The following is a 14,664-nucleotide window of genomic DNA, read 5'->3' on the forward strand; positions in this document are numbered from 1 at the left end:
CTAATGGATCAGCTAGTGAGTGAGTATGTAAGATACATGTTAGTTGAACGTGGGTTGGCGAACAACACTATTAATAGTTATAAACAAGATATTGTAGAATTGGTTGCTTTTTTAAGGCAACACAATATTTTGGATTGGCGGTCTGTAGACCAAAATGTGATTTTGGAATACATTGCTCATTTACAAAAATTGGGGAAAGCTAAAAGTTCTGTGACCCGCTTTATTTCCGCAATGCGTGAGTTTTATCAATTTTTAATGCAGTTTCACTACGTCGATGTTAATCCAATGTTAAAAATAGATATGCCTAAGCCTGATTATCACCTTCCCGATGTTTTAACCGAGATGGAAATCAATCAATTGTTACAACAGCCTGATACCACGAATAAATATGGAATTCGTGATCGGACGATCTTAGAAGTAATGTATGCTACTGGTTTGCGGGTCAGTGAATTGGTGGGGCTAAAGTTAGCGGATCTTCATTTGGATATGCAATTGATTCAAACCCTCGGAAAGGGAGATAAAGAACGCATTATTCCGATTGGAACCGTTGCGATCGAGTGGATTCAACGATATTTACAGACTAGTCGGCCCCAACTATTGGGCAAGCAAGCTTCGAATTACTTGTTTTTGAACGCACGCGGTGGCGGGCTCAGTCGGCAAAGCATCTGGCAAAAGATTAAACAATACGTTGCCCAAACAGATATTAAAAAGAATGTGACCCCGCATACCCTTCGCCATTCTTTTGCAACTCATATTTTAGAAAACGGGGCTGATTTACGAATCATCCAAGAGTTGCTGGGGCATTCAGATATTTCAACGACGCAGTTCTATACCCATATTTCTCATAGTCACCTTAGTGAAGTTTATGAAAAATATCACCCCAGAAAGTAATTTAATAAAGAGGATTTATTTAAAATGTTATTGAAGTACAAAGATGATTATCAAAAAATTGTTTATGATCTCCTATCACTCGCTCCAAATATGAATAAAATGGAACGGATTTCTGAAGAAATCGAATGGTATGATGATTCAGATGATCGTAATTTTTATTTATGGAAGGACCAAAATGATAATTGGTCGGGCCTGTTAGGGGTCGAAGATAAAAAACAAAATGTGTTAGTGAGAAGAATCGTATTGGTTCCAGAGTTATTTACAATGGATAATTGCTTTAAGATGTTAAATGAACTTGAAAAAATTTATTTAGATAAAAAAATCGTTGGATCATTGGATACTGCAAAAATTTGTGAAGCTTGGGAGCAGGCTAGAGATGAACAATGATCAAGAGCAATTTGCGATCCATGTGAATGAGTTTGATGGACCATTAGAACTATTATTGCACCTTATTAAGCAATCTAAGATGAGTATTTACGATATTCAAATTGAATCTATTACGGCCCAATACGTTGAATATTTAAATCAAATGAAGGGATTTAATATTGATTTAGTTAGTGAGTATTTTGTAATGGCTTCAAATTTGATGGCGATTAAGTCTAAAATGTTACTGCCGATAAATAGTGATTTACAATCAGAAGATGATCCCAGGGATGATTTGGTCAATCAATTGATCGTCTATCAAGCTTATAAGCAACGTGCTGGTGACTTAAAGCATCGCTACAATGATCGTGCCAAGCTGCATTCTCGCGCAGAGGTCGTCCCTAATTACGTTAATGGGTTAATTGAAACGCATGATCCACTTGATCTGCAAATTTTGAAAAATGCATTTCAAAGGGTCATCAGTAATCACTTTGATGCTGAAGATGCAATCGTTGAAGTTAGTGAATGGCAATACTCTGTTGAAGAACAAATTCAATGGGTTAACGATAGTTTAACTAATCACGAGGCCTTGGATTTAGACTGGGTTTTTAAACACCAGTCGAATTTAGAGGCTTTAATTACAACGTTTTTAGCAATTTTGGAACTGATTAAACAACACCAGGTGAAGGTCTTTCAATTGAACCATCAATCTAAAATTTCCAAACGGTGAGGTGATGTGAATGAGCAGTAAATTAGCGCGCGTGGAGGCTTTGATTTATGTAACGGGTGATACAGGAATTTCAGTAGCTCAACTTAGTAAGTACCTGTCGATCGATCGCACGGAAGTTCAGCAGTTGATCGAACAATTGACCTTTAAGTATCAAAGTGACTCTGATTGTGGGTTACAAGTAATTCATTTTGATCAAAAATACCAAATTACGACTAAAGCGGCTCTCAATGATGATTTAAAACGATTTTATGGTGATAGTGATCGAACGGGGCTGACCCAAGCTAGCTTAGAGGGATTAACGATTATTGCCTATAATCAACCGATCACTAGGGTTGAAGTTGATGATATTAGAGGGGTTAACAGTTCAGCAATTATCCAAAAATTATTAAAACAGGGATTAGTTGAGGTGGCTGGCAAAAAAGATGTTCCTGGAGGACCGCCACTATATAGAACTACTGTTTTATTTTTAAATTTATTTGGGTTGGACAGTCTAGATAAACTCCCCCCAATGGATTTGGATACTGATTTAAAAGGAGATTAAAAATGGCAGAACGATTGCAAAAAGTAATGGCTAAGGCAGGGATTGCGTCAAGACGTAAATCTGAAGAAATCATTAAAGCTGGTCGGGTCAAAGTAAATGGTAAGGTTGTAACTGAATTAGGAACTAAGGTTAAAAATAGTGATGAAGTTCAAGTAGATGAAGTTCCAATTAGTCGTGAACAACCAGTTTATTATTTGCTATATAAGCCACGCCAAGTTGTTTCAACGGTTAGTGATGAAAAAAATCGCAAAACGGTTATGGATTATTTCCCGGAAGTTAGTGAACGAATCTATCCAGTTGGACGGCTCGATTATGATACTGCTGGGTTATTGTTGATGACCAATGATGGTGATTTAGATAATCGTTTGACCCACCCCAAATATGAAATTAATAAGGTTTATGTTGCAAAGGTAACTGGGATGCCCACTAATGAAGGGTTAAAGAAGCTTCGTTTAGGGGTCATGATTGATGGTAAAAAGACTGCTCCAGCTAAGACTAAGGTCTTAGAAGCAGTAAATGGATACCAGGTTAAGAATGCGGTCATTCAATTGACGATTCATGAGGGACGCAACCACGAAGTTAAAAAAATGTTTGCAGCAATTGGGAATCCAGTCAAGAAGTTGAGTCGGGTTCAATACGGCTTTTTGACCCTTGGCAACTTAAAGCCAGGTGAATATCGAGCCCTTAAGAAGGTCGAAGTGGATCGACTTTTTGAAATGACCGAAAAGTAATATATTTGACTTTTGGGTTTTAAATTATGTAAAATAGTCTCGTAAATAAAATTTTGGTTTATCTTCAGGGCAGGGTGTAATTCCCAACCGGCGGTATAGCCCGCTACCTATCTTTTGATAGTTGATTTGGTTAAATTCCAAAGCCGACAGTATAGTCTGGTATAAAGAAGATTGCTTTTTAAGTGCCGTTTTGAAACGGTTCTTTTTGGATTTTAAATCCTGTGAAGATGGCCTATTAAAGGGGCTTTTTTTTATGGAAACAAGTAGTAAGCGTTTTAGTGTTGTTCAGTTAGTGCAGATGTCATTATTGGCGGCGTTGTCGTATATTTTGATGATTTTTCCGACCATTCCAATGTTTGCATTCTTCAAGCTTGATTTTGGTGATATTCCGATTTTGATTGGGACGATGTTATTTGGACCAGCTGGGGGCATCATTATTGCGGTAATTAAGTCGCTCTTGTATTGGATAACTGGTGGGGCATCGATTGCCAGTTTGATTGGGATCATTGCGTCACTGACCGCTTCGATCGTTATTTTATTATCGATCGTAGGGGCCCAAAAGTTATTTAAGAACCGCGATCGCTTAGTTAACAAACTAGCAACGGTTGGAATTGAAACAATTAGTCTAGTGGTAGTATTATCGGTATTGAATTGGTTGGTAATTACCCCACTTTACGCTAGTCTAGTTGGTTTTAAGATTCCTGACATGGCTAAGTACATTTTAGTTCAAGTGATTCCATTTAATTTGATCAAGGGGATCGTGATTGGTGGATTATTCATGTTAGTAAAAGATCGGCTTGCTAAGTGGATCGATTCACATAAACAATAATAAAATGAAGGGATGTTCTGTATGAATCGTGATTTAATAATGTTTTTCCTATCTGCTGATCAGCCGCGGCGAATTAAAGTGATTGAAAATACTTTGATTCAAAGGAGAACGGTTTCGATTTTGTTTTGGGGGATGCGTTATGGAATTAATGATTTTATGGGATGTCTGCCAAAGGTTGATTCACAATACACACTTAGTGAATTACAAAAATTAATTAATGCTGGGCTAGTCAAGCAACCGGATGATAAGCATTACTTATTAACGGAAGCTGGGGTAGCCTGGGTACATAATCATTTTGCAAATTATAATTCCCAAGCGGGCTTAAAAATGAATTTGCGGTTTGATTTAAATCGATTTCGGCGACGTTTTTTGTTAGCGACCCAAGTTGTTTCAGAATATAGCTATCATAATAATCAGTATTATCCAATGTTGATTGGGCACTATGATGATCAGTTTATCAAACGTTGGTTTAACTATTTCAAAGATCGTGATTTAGTGAAAAATTTTTCAAAGGCGCTTATTAATTTTTTATCACAACTATCAGATCAGCGTGCATGGCAATTTGCTAAAATTTTAAATGGTCATTCCATAATTGGGATGACCATTTTTCAACAAGCAAATGATCTGAATTTAAATCCAGGGGTCGTTTGGATTAATGAACTTCAATTATTTAACGAACTAATTGAATTTTTGATTAAAAATAGTGACCGCTACCAAGCTCCGTATCTTTTATTAGGTGAGGATAAGCGTTCCTTAGTAAGTAATAGTGCTAAAAGTACTTACCAAATGTTGCTATCAGGAAATAGTTTTGATCAAATTGCTCAAATAAGACACATTAAGGCTTCGACAGTTAAGGAGCACTTATTGGAAGTCGCAATTTTGGAACCGCAGACAAGTGAGCTGTTCAAAAAACTTTTTAATGAATTGACATGGCAAAGATTAGAAGCTACTTATCATGGCAACATAGATCAATGGCAGTTTAATGATATAAAAAAACAGGATCCGACCCTTGATTATTTTTATTTTCGACTATATCAAATATTAAGGGGGCATTTGAATGGATAAAACGCAGTTGAAACAAATCCTAAAGGATCACTTCGGTTTTGATGATTTTAGACCGGGGCAATCGGAAGTCTTAATGGCATTGCTCGACCATCAAAACACATTAGCCGTTTTACCAACGGGGGCGGGTAAGACACTGATCTATCAAATGTTTGGATTATTGAATCCCCAGCCGATCATAATTATTTCTCCGTTATTATCATTGATGCAAGATCAAGCTGATCGTCTAAAATATTTAGGCATCAAAAAAGTAGTGGCACTAAATTCCACGCTGGATTGGCAACAAAAACAGTTCGCATTGAATCATTTAAATCAATATCAATATATCTATGTTTCACCAGAAACAATCTCGCAACCAGAAGTAATGCACTTTATGAAAAACATTCATCCTGGATTGGTTGTGATCGATGAAGCCCATTGTTTATCACAGTGGGGACCTGATTTTCGTCCTGAATATTTGAACTTAAAGACGATTTTAAATGGCTGGGGGCATCCCCTTACGTTAATGCTCACTGCAACTGCTTCTAAGGAAATTCAAGCTGATATTATAAATAAATTAGGGTTGATGGATTCGGTCCATCGGGTTATTGAATCGGTCGACCGTCCTAATATTTACCTATCAGTTCGGAGGGTTTTAAATGCGGATGATAAAATTGCGGCTTTAGTATCAATGGTTAATCAAATTCAACCACCTGGGATAATCTATTTCTTAAGCCGCAAGTTAGCTAATCAAGTTGCATTAAAGTTAAATCATGAGTGTAATTTAAGGGTGGCTGCTTATCATTCTGGGCTGTTAGACGAAGAGCGATTTAAAATTCAGCATCAGTTTATGAATGATCAATTAGATGTAATCTGTGCGACTAGTGCGTTTGGGATGGGAGTTGACAAAAATAACGTTCGGTTTGTGATTCATTATCACTTACCCGTCGATTTGGAGTCCTATATGCAAGAAATTGGGCGAGCTGGTCGTGATAACAAACAAAGCATTGCGATCTTATTGTATCAAAATGGGGATGAGTCACTTCCAGCAAGTTTTATAGATAATAATATTCCGAACCAACAAACGATCAATTCATTTTTTAACGATCCGCAACGCATTATCAATCTGGCACCAAATGATGAACAGGTGCGAATACTTAGTTTTTATTGGCAGCATGGGTATTCACGGAATTTGGTGAATAACATCTTTAGCGCTAGGTATAAACAACAAAAAAATAATTTGAATGCATTGATGCGTTATGTTACTTTCGATGGTTGTCGACGTCAATTTTTACTAAATTATTTTAATCAGATCGCGCCCCCTCACAGTCGAAAATGTTGTGACTACTTAGCACCACAAAATCCGATTGCTGAATTAGGGCTTAAAAGAACTTCATCAAACGGGAAGAAAGCTAATGATTTGGATTGGCGATTGATTATCGAAAAATTATTTAAAAATGATGATTAAAATCAATAAGTAAATGTTACAATAATAAATGATTATTTTAGAGGAGGTCGCTATGAAGGATAAAAACCAAAATGATAAGGAACCCTGGAACCAAACGTTCGATGATGCAACGGATGATGAAGGGAACCTATCAAGAACGAAATTGCGCAAGCAAAACAAAAGTAATAGTTTAATCTCAATTATTTTAATTAGTGCAATTGTTTTAATTATGGCATTTGCATTGCTTTTTGGGGTCATGAAGAGTACAGGTGGAACTGACAGTAGCAGTTCCAGTATTGCAAGCACTAAGGTTCAATCAGTAAGTACTAGCAAGGAAAAAAGCGCTACAAAGGAAAATAGCTCTAAAAAAGCTAGTACAAGGACTGAAAAAGCAAGTTCTGAAAGTGCTAAATCTAGTAGCCTTGAAAGGGCAAAACAATCTTCTGAGTCTAAATCCAAACAAAGTAGCAAAACTGATAGTAGTAGTTCATCAAATAGTAGCGCTAGTGGTGATTATGTGACTGTTCAAGCAGGTCAAGGGTTATATCGGGTTGCTACCAATGCTGGAATTTCTGAACAGCAACTTTTGGAGCTGAACGGATTGAGTAGTGCTTCGCAAATTCATCCTGGCCAAAAGCTACGGGTTAAATAATATTGATTGGGGAATTGATTTACTTTGAGTATAAAAAAGTTACAAGTTGCAATTGATGGACCAGCTTCTGCTGGTAAAAGCACCGTTGCTAAGTTGATTGCTAAACAATTTGGATATGTTTACTGCGATACCGGGGCGATGTATCGATCGATTACATTGAAGGTCATTCAAGAGGGGATTGCATTAGATGATGAACCTAAGATCGTAGCGGTTTTAAACGACACAACAATTGATTTTAAACCAGGGCATCCACAGCAAATTGTTTTTTTAGACCATCAAGATGTGACCAATGAAATTCGTTCTGAAAAGGTTACTAATTCTGTTTCCACAGTAGCTGCTTTACCTGGCGTTCGTAAAAACTTAGTCGATCAGCAACGTAATATCGCTAGTAACGGTGGGGTTGTGATGGATGGCCGTGATATCGGAACCACGGTATTACCGGACGCAGATTTAAAAATATTTTTAGTTGCGAGTGTGGCCGAACGTGCTGAACGAAGGTTTAAGGACAATGCTGAAAAGGGAATTCACACCCCTTTAAAAGAGCTAGAGGCTGAAATTGAGACCCGTGACTATAAGGATTCACATCGGAAAGTATCGCCCTTAGTAAAGGCTGCCGATGCAATTGAAATTAATACCACTAGCATGTCGATTCAAGATGTGGTAGCTGAAATTAGTAAATTAATGAAAAATATGTTGAATAATAACTAATTACTAGCAATTATTTATAAATTAGGTTAAACTACAGTTAGTTGTTGTCGCAAGGAGGAAGTATTTTTATGAGTGAAACTAACGAAAATACAAATAAGGATTTATTAAACGCTTTGAATAGCGTACAAGAAGTAAAAGTTGGAGACGTTGTTAATGGTGAAGTTTTAGATATTGACGAAAGCGGTCAAGTTTTTGTCGGAATCGAAAACTCTGGTGTTGAAGGGGTTATCCCACGTCGCGAACTTTCTGCAAAACCAATCGAAAATGTTAAAGATGAATTTAAAGTTGGAGACAAGGTTAAGGTAGTTGTAATTTCTAAAATTGGTGATGATAAGGAAGGCGGAAGTTACTTATTATCAATCAAGAAATTGGAAAGTCTCAAGGTTTGGGATGAAATCAAGGAAAAAGCTGACAAGGGCGAAACTGTTAACGTTACCGTTAGCCGAGTTGTTCGTGGTGGTTTAGTTGTTGACGCAGATGGCGTTCGTGGCTTTATTCCTGCCTCAATGATTACTGATCACTTTGTTGAAAAATTGAACCAATTTAAGGGTCAAGAATTCGAATGTAAAGTAGTTGAAGTTATTCCAGCTGAAAACCGTTTGATTCTTTCTCACCGTGAAATTGTTGAAGCGGAAAGAAAAGAAGCCCGCGAAAAAGTTATGGATAAGCTTACCGTTGGTGAAGTTGTTGAAGGTAAAGTTGCTCGTTTAACTGATTTTGGTGCCTTTGTTGACTTAGGTGGCATCGATGGACTTGTTCACGTTTCTGAAATTTCATACGAACGTGTTGCAAAGCCAAGCGATGTTCTTAAGGTCGGTGAAGAAGTTAAGGTGAAGGTTCTTTCTGTTGATGAAGATCGGAACAGAATTGCACTTTCAATCAAGCAAACTCAACCACAACCATGGGATGATATCGAAAGCAAGGCTCCAAAGGGCAGTGTACTTGAAGGAACTGTTAAGCGCTTAGTTGAATTCGGTGCATTTGTTGAAGTATTCCCAGGTGTTGAAGGGTTAGTTCACATTTCACAAATTTCACACAAGCACGTTGCTACTCCAGGTGATGTTTTGAAGGTTGGCCAAAAGGTTGAAGTTAAGGTCTTAGACGTTCAACCAGAAAACCACCGTCTTGCATTGTCAATGCGTGCTCTTGAACCAGAACCTGAACATGCTGAAGGTGAAGGTAACAAGCGTCGTCCAAGCAGAAAGCCAGTTAATGATAATTCTATCAAGGATGCACCAGAAGAAGAAAGTGGTTTCACTTTAGGTGATATCGTTGGTAAGGCTTTAAACAAAGATGAAGACGATAAATAATTAGTACCAGATAATATTTCATGACAATATTATTAAAATTATCCTTCAATTTATTTGAAGGATAATTTTTTGTTTATAATGATTAGCTCAAAGGAGGCTTAAAATATGGCACAACAACCAACAGTAGCAATTGTGGGCCGACCGAACGTCGGGAAATCAACCATTTTTAATCGAATTGCTGGGGATCGGATCTCAATCGTTGAAGATACCCCTGGTGTTACTAGGGATCGAATTTATGCCCATGCAGAATGGTTAAATCAATACTTTAATATTATTGATACCGGTGGAATCGATATTGGTGACGAACCATTCCTAAAGCAAATTACCGCACAAGCTGAAGTGGCGATTGACGAAGCTGACGTAATTATATTTATGGTCAATGGTAAAGAAGGGGTCACTAGTGCTGATGAACGGGTTGCAAAAATTTTATACCGTTCTAAAAAACCAGTCGTATTAGCAGTCAACAAGGTCGATAATCAAGAACTACGGATGAATATCTATGATTTTTATTCACTAGGGTTTGGTGAACCATACGCTATTTCTGGCGCCCATGGAATTGGCTTAGGTGATTTATTAGATGAAGTGGCTAAACACTTCCCATCAGAAAGCGATACGGAAGATATCGATTCAATTCGCTTTAGTTTGATTGGTCGGCCTAACGTTGGGAAATCATCGCTAGTCAACTCTATTTTAGGAGAAAATCGGGTGATTGTTTCAGACGTTGCAGGGACTACTCGTGATGCGATCAACACCACTTTTGAATATCAAGATCAGCTATTTACGATGGTTGATACAGCTGGATTGCGTAAACGTGGTAAGGTGTATGAAAATACTGAACGCTATAGTGTAATGCGGGCAATGAAAGCAATTGATGATAGCGATGTTGTTTTAATGGTGATCAATGCAGAAGAGGGGATTCGGGAGCAAGACAAACGGATTGCTGGATATGCCCATGATGCTGGTCGAGCAATCATAGTAGTTGTTAATAAGTGGGATACGATCAAGAAGAACACCCATAGTCAACACGATTTTGAAATTGCATTCAGAACTGAATTTCGATACCTTAGCTACGCACCCATTATTTTTGTGTCAGCATTGACCCATCAGCGATTGAACCAAATCCCTGCTTTGATTGAAAAGGTTAATACTAATCATAAACAGCGAATTAGTTCTTCTGCTTTGAACCAGGTTATTTCTGATGCAATTGCAATGACTCCAACCCCGACGGTCAAATCGCGGCGGTTACGGATTTATTATGCTACTCAAGTAGCAGTTGCACCACCGACCATTGTTGTTTTTGTCAATGATCCAGAGTTGATGCATTTTTCATACCAAAGATATTTAGAGAACCAAATTCGGGCTCATTTTGATTTTACGGGGACTCCGATCAAGATTTTGAGTCGCCATCGAAAGTAAAACTGAATAATGGGCGTAAAGCCAGTATTTATATGTATAAAATGATTGCACTTAAGATTGGTTTGTGATATTTTGGATAAAGTAAAGGTGCCCCTTGGTGTGCCTAGAACTTTGGGTCGTTTTCATGGTATAATGATTAAGTTCAGTATCATGGTACTGATCAAAAAGTTCCTAATTATTTAGGAGGTGAATCTCAATGGCAAACAAGGCAGAATTAGTTAGCGATGTCGCAGAAAAGACTGGTTTAACTAAAAAGGATGCTACTGCAGCTGTAGATGCAGTATTCAACTCAATTGAAAGCCACCTATCAGATGGTGAAAAAGTTCAATTGATCGGTTTTGGTAACTTTGAAGTTCGTGAACGTGCAGCTCGTAAGGGTCGTAACCCACAAACTGGTGCAGAAATTCAAATTCCTGCAAGCAAGGTTCCAGCTTTCAAACCAGGTAAGGCTTTAAAGGATGCAGTTAAATAATTGTATTTTTTAAAAAAGCCAGTGCGACGAATGTCGGACTGGCTTTTTTTATTGAATCATTTTAGGAGGAAGCAACATGAATAGCTACTCACAAAAGGCATTGGATTTTTTAGAAGCTGGCAAGTTAGATGAGTTTGATGAACAATTCCAGTTAGCTTTAAAAAAAGACGATGATGACCTGTTATTCTCATTAGCAGAGGAATTATACTCACTCGGTTTTTTGAGTCAAGCTAAGCAAATTTATCATCAACTGCTAAACAAATACCCCGATGCTGATGAATTACGCGCTAACTTAGCAGAAATTGCAATTAGCGAAGATCAAAATGACCTAGCTCTTTCATACTTAAGTGAAATTAATCCCAATTCGGATAGCTATGTGCAATCACTAATGATCGCAGCAGATTTATATCAGACCCAAGGCTTATTTGAGGTCAGTAAGCAAAAATTATTGATGGCTAAACAAATCGCTCCTGATGAGGACATAATTAATTTTGCATTAGCCGAACTATACTTTTCAACTCGCGAGTTCGATAAGGCAATCCCCCTTTATTTGCATTTAATTAAAAAGGGGATTACTGAACTATCTTCTGTGAACTTAGTGGAACGAATTGGATTGGCATATGCCAATGCGGGTAGGTTTGGGCATGCAATTGGCTATTTAAAACAGATCAAGTTAATTAATATGACCTCAGATGTTAAATTTGAAACCGCCTTTACCTATTTGCAGCTGAAAGATTACCGCAAAGCAGTAGCAATCTTTGAGGACCTTCGTGATAGTGACCATGATTATCAGACGCTTTATCCATACTTAGGAGAAGCATTGGAAAAAATGCATAAAGAAAAAGATGCTTTAAAGGTCTTTCAAGAAGGTTTAGGAGTCGATGAGTATAATGAATCACTGTGGACTAAGACGGGTGATTTAGCCCTGAAATTAGGTGAAATCGAGCAAGCTGAGCATTATTATCGTCGTGGTCATGAGATTGCCCCAGATGATTTGAATCTCACGATCAAATTATCAAACCTATTAGTTCAAGAAGAAGAATATGAAGCCAATATTTCGTTTTTAAAACAGTATTTAGAAACCCATGCTATTGATCCTCAATTAGCATGGAATTTGGCAACTTCGTATTCTGAAATAGACGAGTTTGCTCAAGCAACTAATTTTTATGAACTGGCCGCTAAATCGTTTTCTGATAACCCTGACTTTTTAAAGGAAGCAGCATTATTCTATCGTTCAATTGGTAAAAACGATACGATGTTGCCGCTCTTGAAAAAATATTTAGAATTAGAACCCACTGATGATGAAATGGATCAAATATTGAATGAATATCATTAGTCTAAATTATGAATCAACTTGCGATAGTATAGGATCGAGACCATGTCTAGTCGTAGCTTTTCTGACAAGTCGGGATCTGATAATCTAGGATGCTTTAAAATATAATCAACAACATAACTTTGGAACAATTGGGATGGCTTTAATTGCATCCCAATTTTTTGTTCATCTGGTTTTAAATACTTATGAATTCCCTGAAGTGTAATGTGGGGGTCCCCAGCAAAACGCTGTTTTAAAAAAATATCAGGACTGGATTGGCGCAATTGGATTGGTTGAATAAAATTATTAAATTTATCAATGAACTGTTGTTCGTTAGGTTGCCATTTGATTTGTTCAAATTCACGGTAAAAATTAGGTTGCAGGAACTCTTTTAAGTTATAACCCTTACTGATCAGTAATAATACTAAACGAGTGTAGATATGGATGCTGTCATCTGCAATGATATTAGGCAGTTCTTTTAGCCACTTAACTGAAACTGATGCAGGCGTCTTGCGTTCCTTTCCCTTTAGGTTTAGTGTCGGTAATTTTTGGGTGAGTTCTTGCGTAAAGAGGTACTTAAAATAGATATTTAAGTGCGATAGAACTTTATTGTAGGTCGTGTTAGTAATATTTCTTTCAGTCAATAACATGTTCATATACTGTTGAATATCACGATCGAATAGTTGACTAACCCGATGATCTTTTTGGTACCCATGGTTAAAATTAGACAGGTATTCGAATAGGTCGATTAAAGTCGATGAGTATTCATCGATCGTAATCTGGGCTAGTGGAATTTGATGTAAGTATGTTTCAAAATTATTTTGGTAGGGGTAATTATTAACGGTCATGAAGGGTCCTCCTCACTTGTACATTTTTACATTAACTTACCTTAAATAAATAATACCATAATTAAATCCAAAATCAACCAAATTGCTAACAAATAACTGATGAAATTTGGTAACATTAATAGTAGTAATTTAGAATGGGGCGTAAAAATGAAGATTCAAAACTTACCGCATGAATTTGAAAAAGCAAGACCGATTTTACAGACGATCGAAGCTGCAGGATATGAAGCCTATTTTGTTGGAGGGAGCGTTCGTGATACTATTTTAGGGTTACCAATTCACGATGTCGATATTGCTTCCAGTGCTTATCCAGCTGAAATCAAGGCCCTATTTAAACGGACCGTTGATACAGGCATTGAGCATGGTACTGTGATGGTATTGGACCATGGAAATGGATACGAAGTAACCACCTTTCGGACAGAATCTGGCTATCAAGATTATCGAAGACCCGATAAAGTTACCTTCATCCGCTCGTTATCCGAAGATCTAAAGCGACGTGATTTTACAATCAATGCACTTGCAATGAAGGAAGATGGAACGGTGATTGATTTGTTCAATGGTTTAACTGACTTGAAGAATCATTTGATTCGGGCAGTTGGGGATGCTAACACGCGTTTTAACGAAGATGCCCTGAGAATGATGCGAGCAGTCCGCTTTGCCAGTAAGCTAGACTTTAGTATTGATCATGGGACGATGCAGGCAATTACAAAGCATAGTTACTTGCTTTCAAAAATTGCAATTGAGCGTATTTATACTGAATTCGTCAAGATGATGATGGGTTACAAGCCACAACTAGGATTAAGTGACATGGTTAATACGAAAATGATCGACTATGTTCCTGTATTTAACGAATACTTACCAGCTTTCAAACGAATAATCGAATTACCGCCCTTTAAGCTTTCGAACGAGAATCAAGTTTGGGGACTATTGGGGGTTGCATTTAAATTAAACCACTCACAAATTAGTGCAATCTTAAAAAAGTGGAAGGCTTCGAACCAAGTGATTGAAGCGACCCAAAAAATTGTCATGGCGACAAATGCAATTCAAAGGAATCAACTAGATGCGATGGCTTTATTTCATACGGGACGCACATTGTTAATGGACGTGGTCGTTGTTGTTCGTGCCTTTGGAACCCCAGTGGATGCAACTGAGTTATTTTATCGCTTTGATGAACTACCAATTAAAGATGTCCATGAACTAGCAATTAACGGCGGTCAATTAATTAAAGCAGGGGTCGTGAAACCTGGCCCAGCATTAGGGAAGCTTTTAAAACAACTCCAAACATCGGTGATCAATGGTGAATTACCAAATGATGGTCCAACGTTGTTAGAGCATGCACGATTACTTTTAAAAAATTAATGAAGGGGTGTTTATTG

General features: G+C 37.5%; 16 protein-coding genes and 1 riboswitch. Of the genes, 15 read left to right on the forward strand and 1 reads right to left on the reverse strand.

Annotation, left to right across the window (positions count from 1 at the left end; all coding sequences use genetic code 11):
• The first annotated feature begins 3 nt into the window (after positions 1–3).
• From xerD to ACSYTJ_RS03465, 14 genes are all read left to right on the forward strand, one after another.
• Positions 4–891 (forward strand): site-specific tyrosine recombinase XerD, encoded by an 888-nt coding sequence (xerD, locus tag ACSYTJ_RS03400; protein ID WP_491716222.1) that lies wholly within the window; start codon positions 4–6, stop codon positions 889–891.
• Between the two features lie 24 nt (positions 892–915).
• Complete coding sequence (locus ACSYTJ_RS03405; RefSeq protein ID WP_491716223.1) at positions 916–1,278, forward strand: hypothetical protein; 363 nt, start codon at positions 916–918, stop codon at positions 1,276–1,278.
• On the forward strand, positions 1,268–1,984 hold the full coding sequence (locus ACSYTJ_RS03410) for a segregation and condensation protein A (RefSeq protein WP_491719483.1): 717 nt from the start codon (positions 1,268–1,270) through the stop codon (positions 1,982–1,984). Before ACSYTJ_RS03405 ends, ACSYTJ_RS03410 begins: the two co-directional genes overlap by 11 nt.
• A 10-nt stretch (positions 1,985–1,994) precedes the next feature.
• Positions 1,995–2,525: an SMC-Scp complex subunit ScpB gene (scpB, locus tag ACSYTJ_RS03415; RefSeq protein WP_491719484.1), complete on the forward strand. Its 531-nt coding sequence runs from the start codon at positions 1,995–1,997 to the stop codon at positions 2,523–2,525.
• A 2-nt stretch (positions 2,526–2,527) separates the two neighbouring features.
• Positions 2,528–3,256 (forward strand): pseudouridine synthase, encoded by a 729-nt coding sequence (locus ACSYTJ_RS03420; RefSeq protein WP_491716226.1) that lies wholly within the window; start codon positions 2,528–2,530, stop codon positions 3,254–3,256.
• Between the two features lie 56 nt (positions 3,257–3,312).
• Positions 3,313–3,432: riboswitch (FMN riboswitch) on the forward strand.
• Positions 3,433–3,509: 77 nt separating this feature from the next.
• Positions 3,510–4,085, forward strand: a complete 576-nt coding sequence (locus ACSYTJ_RS03425; protein ID WP_491716227.1) for an ECF transporter S component — start codon at positions 3,510–3,512, stop codon at positions 4,083–4,085.
• A gap of 21 nt (positions 4,086–4,106) precedes the next feature.
• Positions 4,107–5,150: a helix-turn-helix domain-containing protein gene (locus ACSYTJ_RS03430; RefSeq protein WP_491719485.1), complete on the forward strand. Its 1,044-nt coding sequence runs from the start codon at positions 4,107–4,109 to the stop codon at positions 5,148–5,150.
• Positions 5,143–6,594, forward strand: a complete 1,452-nt coding sequence (locus ACSYTJ_RS03435) for a RecQ family ATP-dependent DNA helicase (protein WP_491719486.1) — start codon at positions 5,143–5,145, stop codon at positions 6,592–6,594. The genes ACSYTJ_RS03430 and ACSYTJ_RS03435 overlap by 8 nt, the downstream gene beginning before the upstream one ends.
• Positions 6,595–6,646: 52 nt before the next feature.
• Positions 6,647–7,225 carry an SAG1386/EF1546 family surface-associated protein gene (locus tag ACSYTJ_RS03440; protein WP_491719487.1) on the forward strand — a complete coding sequence of 193 codons (579 nt, stop codon included), beginning with the start codon at positions 6,647–6,649 and terminating at the stop codon, positions 7,223–7,225.
• Between the two features lie 24 nt (positions 7,226–7,249).
• Complete coding sequence (gene cmk, locus ACSYTJ_RS03445) at positions 7,250–7,933, forward strand: (d)CMP kinase (RefSeq protein WP_491719488.1); 684 nt, start codon at positions 7,250–7,252, stop codon at positions 7,931–7,933.
• Between the two features lie 68 nt (positions 7,934–8,001).
• Positions 8,002–9,243 (forward strand): 30S ribosomal protein S1, encoded by a 1,242-nt coding sequence (gene rpsA / locus ACSYTJ_RS03450; RefSeq protein WP_491716232.1) that lies wholly within the window; start codon positions 8,002–8,004, stop codon positions 9,241–9,243.
• A gap of 105 nt (positions 9,244–9,348) precedes the next feature.
• Positions 9,349–10,659, forward strand: coding sequence for a ribosome biogenesis GTPase Der (gene der / locus ACSYTJ_RS03455; protein ID WP_491716233.1), 1,311 nt, complete (start codon positions 9,349–9,351; stop codon positions 10,657–10,659).
• 196 nt (positions 10,660–10,855) lie between these two features.
• Positions 10,856–11,131 (forward strand): HU family DNA-binding protein, encoded by a 276-nt coding sequence (locus tag ACSYTJ_RS03460; protein ID WP_491716234.1) that lies wholly within the window; start codon positions 10,856–10,858, stop codon positions 11,129–11,131.
• Positions 11,132–11,207: 76 nt separating this feature from the next.
• Positions 11,208–12,467, forward strand: coding sequence for a tetratricopeptide repeat protein (locus ACSYTJ_RS03465; protein ID WP_491719489.1), 1,260 nt, complete (start codon positions 11,208–11,210; stop codon positions 12,465–12,467).
• On the opposite strand, the gene ACSYTJ_RS03470 is transcribed toward ACSYTJ_RS03465, so the two are convergent.
• Positions 12,464–13,291 carry a phage integrase N-terminal SAM-like domain-containing protein gene (locus ACSYTJ_RS03470; RefSeq protein WP_491716236.1) on the reverse strand — a complete coding sequence of 276 codons (828 nt, stop codon included), beginning with the start codon at positions 13,289–13,291 and terminating at the stop codon, positions 12,464–12,466. The two genes, ACSYTJ_RS03465 and ACSYTJ_RS03470, sit on opposite strands and share 4 nt — an antisense overlap.
• A gap of 147 nt (positions 13,292–13,438) precedes the next feature.
• Between ACSYTJ_RS03470 and ACSYTJ_RS03475 the strand changes: the two genes are divergently transcribed.
• On the forward strand, positions 13,439–14,647 hold the full coding sequence (locus ACSYTJ_RS03475; RefSeq protein ID WP_491719490.1) for a CCA tRNA nucleotidyltransferase: 1,209 nt from the start codon (positions 13,439–13,441) through the stop codon (positions 14,645–14,647).
• Positions 14,648–14,664: the final 17 nt, after the last annotated feature.

This window comes from Nicoliella sp. ESL1113, assembly GCF_058509245.1.

What these genes read in the sequence shown, in the direction of transcription:
- ACSYTJ_RS03435 (WP_491719486.1), top strand. Translation starts at nt 5,143, where the DNA reads ATGGATAAAACGCAGTTGAAACAAATCCTAAAGGATCACTTCGGTTTT.
- ACSYTJ_RS03405 (WP_491716223.1), top strand. Translation starts at nt 916, where the DNA reads ATGTTATTGAAGTACAAAGATGATTATCAAAAAATTGTTTATGATCTC.
- ACSYTJ_RS03420 (WP_491716226.1), top strand. Translation starts at nt 2,528, where the DNA reads ATGGCAGAACGATTGCAAAAAGTAATGGCTAAGGCAGGGATTGCGTCA.
- ACSYTJ_RS03440 (WP_491719487.1), top strand. Translation starts at nt 6,647, where the DNA reads ATGAAGGATAAAAACCAAAATGATAAGGAACCCTGGAACCAAACGTTC.
- scpB (WP_491719484.1), top strand. Translation starts at nt 1,995, where the DNA reads ATGAGCAGTAAATTAGCGCGCGTGGAGGCTTTGATTTATGTAACGGGT.
- ACSYTJ_RS03470 (WP_491716236.1), bottom strand. Translation starts at nt 13,291, where the DNA reads ATGACCGTTAATAATTACCCCTACCAAAATAATTTTGAAACATACTTA.
- ACSYTJ_RS03460 (WP_491716234.1), top strand. Translation starts at nt 10,856, where the DNA reads ATGGCAAACAAGGCAGAATTAGTTAGCGATGTCGCAGAAAAGACTGGT.
- der (WP_491716233.1), top strand. Translation starts at nt 9,349, where the DNA reads ATGGCACAACAACCAACAGTAGCAATTGTGGGCCGACCGAACGTCGGG.
- rpsA (WP_491716232.1), top strand. Translation starts at nt 8,002, where the DNA reads ATGAGTGAAACTAACGAAAATACAAATAAGGATTTATTAAACGCTTTG.
- ACSYTJ_RS03425 (WP_491716227.1), top strand. Translation starts at nt 3,510, where the DNA reads ATGGAAACAAGTAGTAAGCGTTTTAGTGTTGTTCAGTTAGTGCAGATG.
- xerD (WP_491716222.1), top strand. Translation starts at nt 4, where the DNA reads ATGGATCAGCTAGTGAGTGAGTATGTAAGATACATGTTAGTTGAACGT.
- ACSYTJ_RS03475 (WP_491719490.1), top strand. Translation starts at nt 13,439, where the DNA reads ATGAAGATTCAAAACTTACCGCATGAATTTGAAAAAGCAAGACCGATT.
- ACSYTJ_RS03430 (WP_491719485.1), top strand. Translation starts at nt 4,107, where the DNA reads ATGAATCGTGATTTAATAATGTTTTTCCTATCTGCTGATCAGCCGCGG.
- ACSYTJ_RS03410 (WP_491719483.1), top strand. Translation starts at nt 1,268, where the DNA reads ATGAACAATGATCAAGAGCAATTTGCGATCCATGTGAATGAGTTTGAT.
- ACSYTJ_RS03465 (WP_491719489.1), top strand. Translation starts at nt 11,208, where the DNA reads ATGAATAGCTACTCACAAAAGGCATTGGATTTTTTAGAAGCTGGCAAG.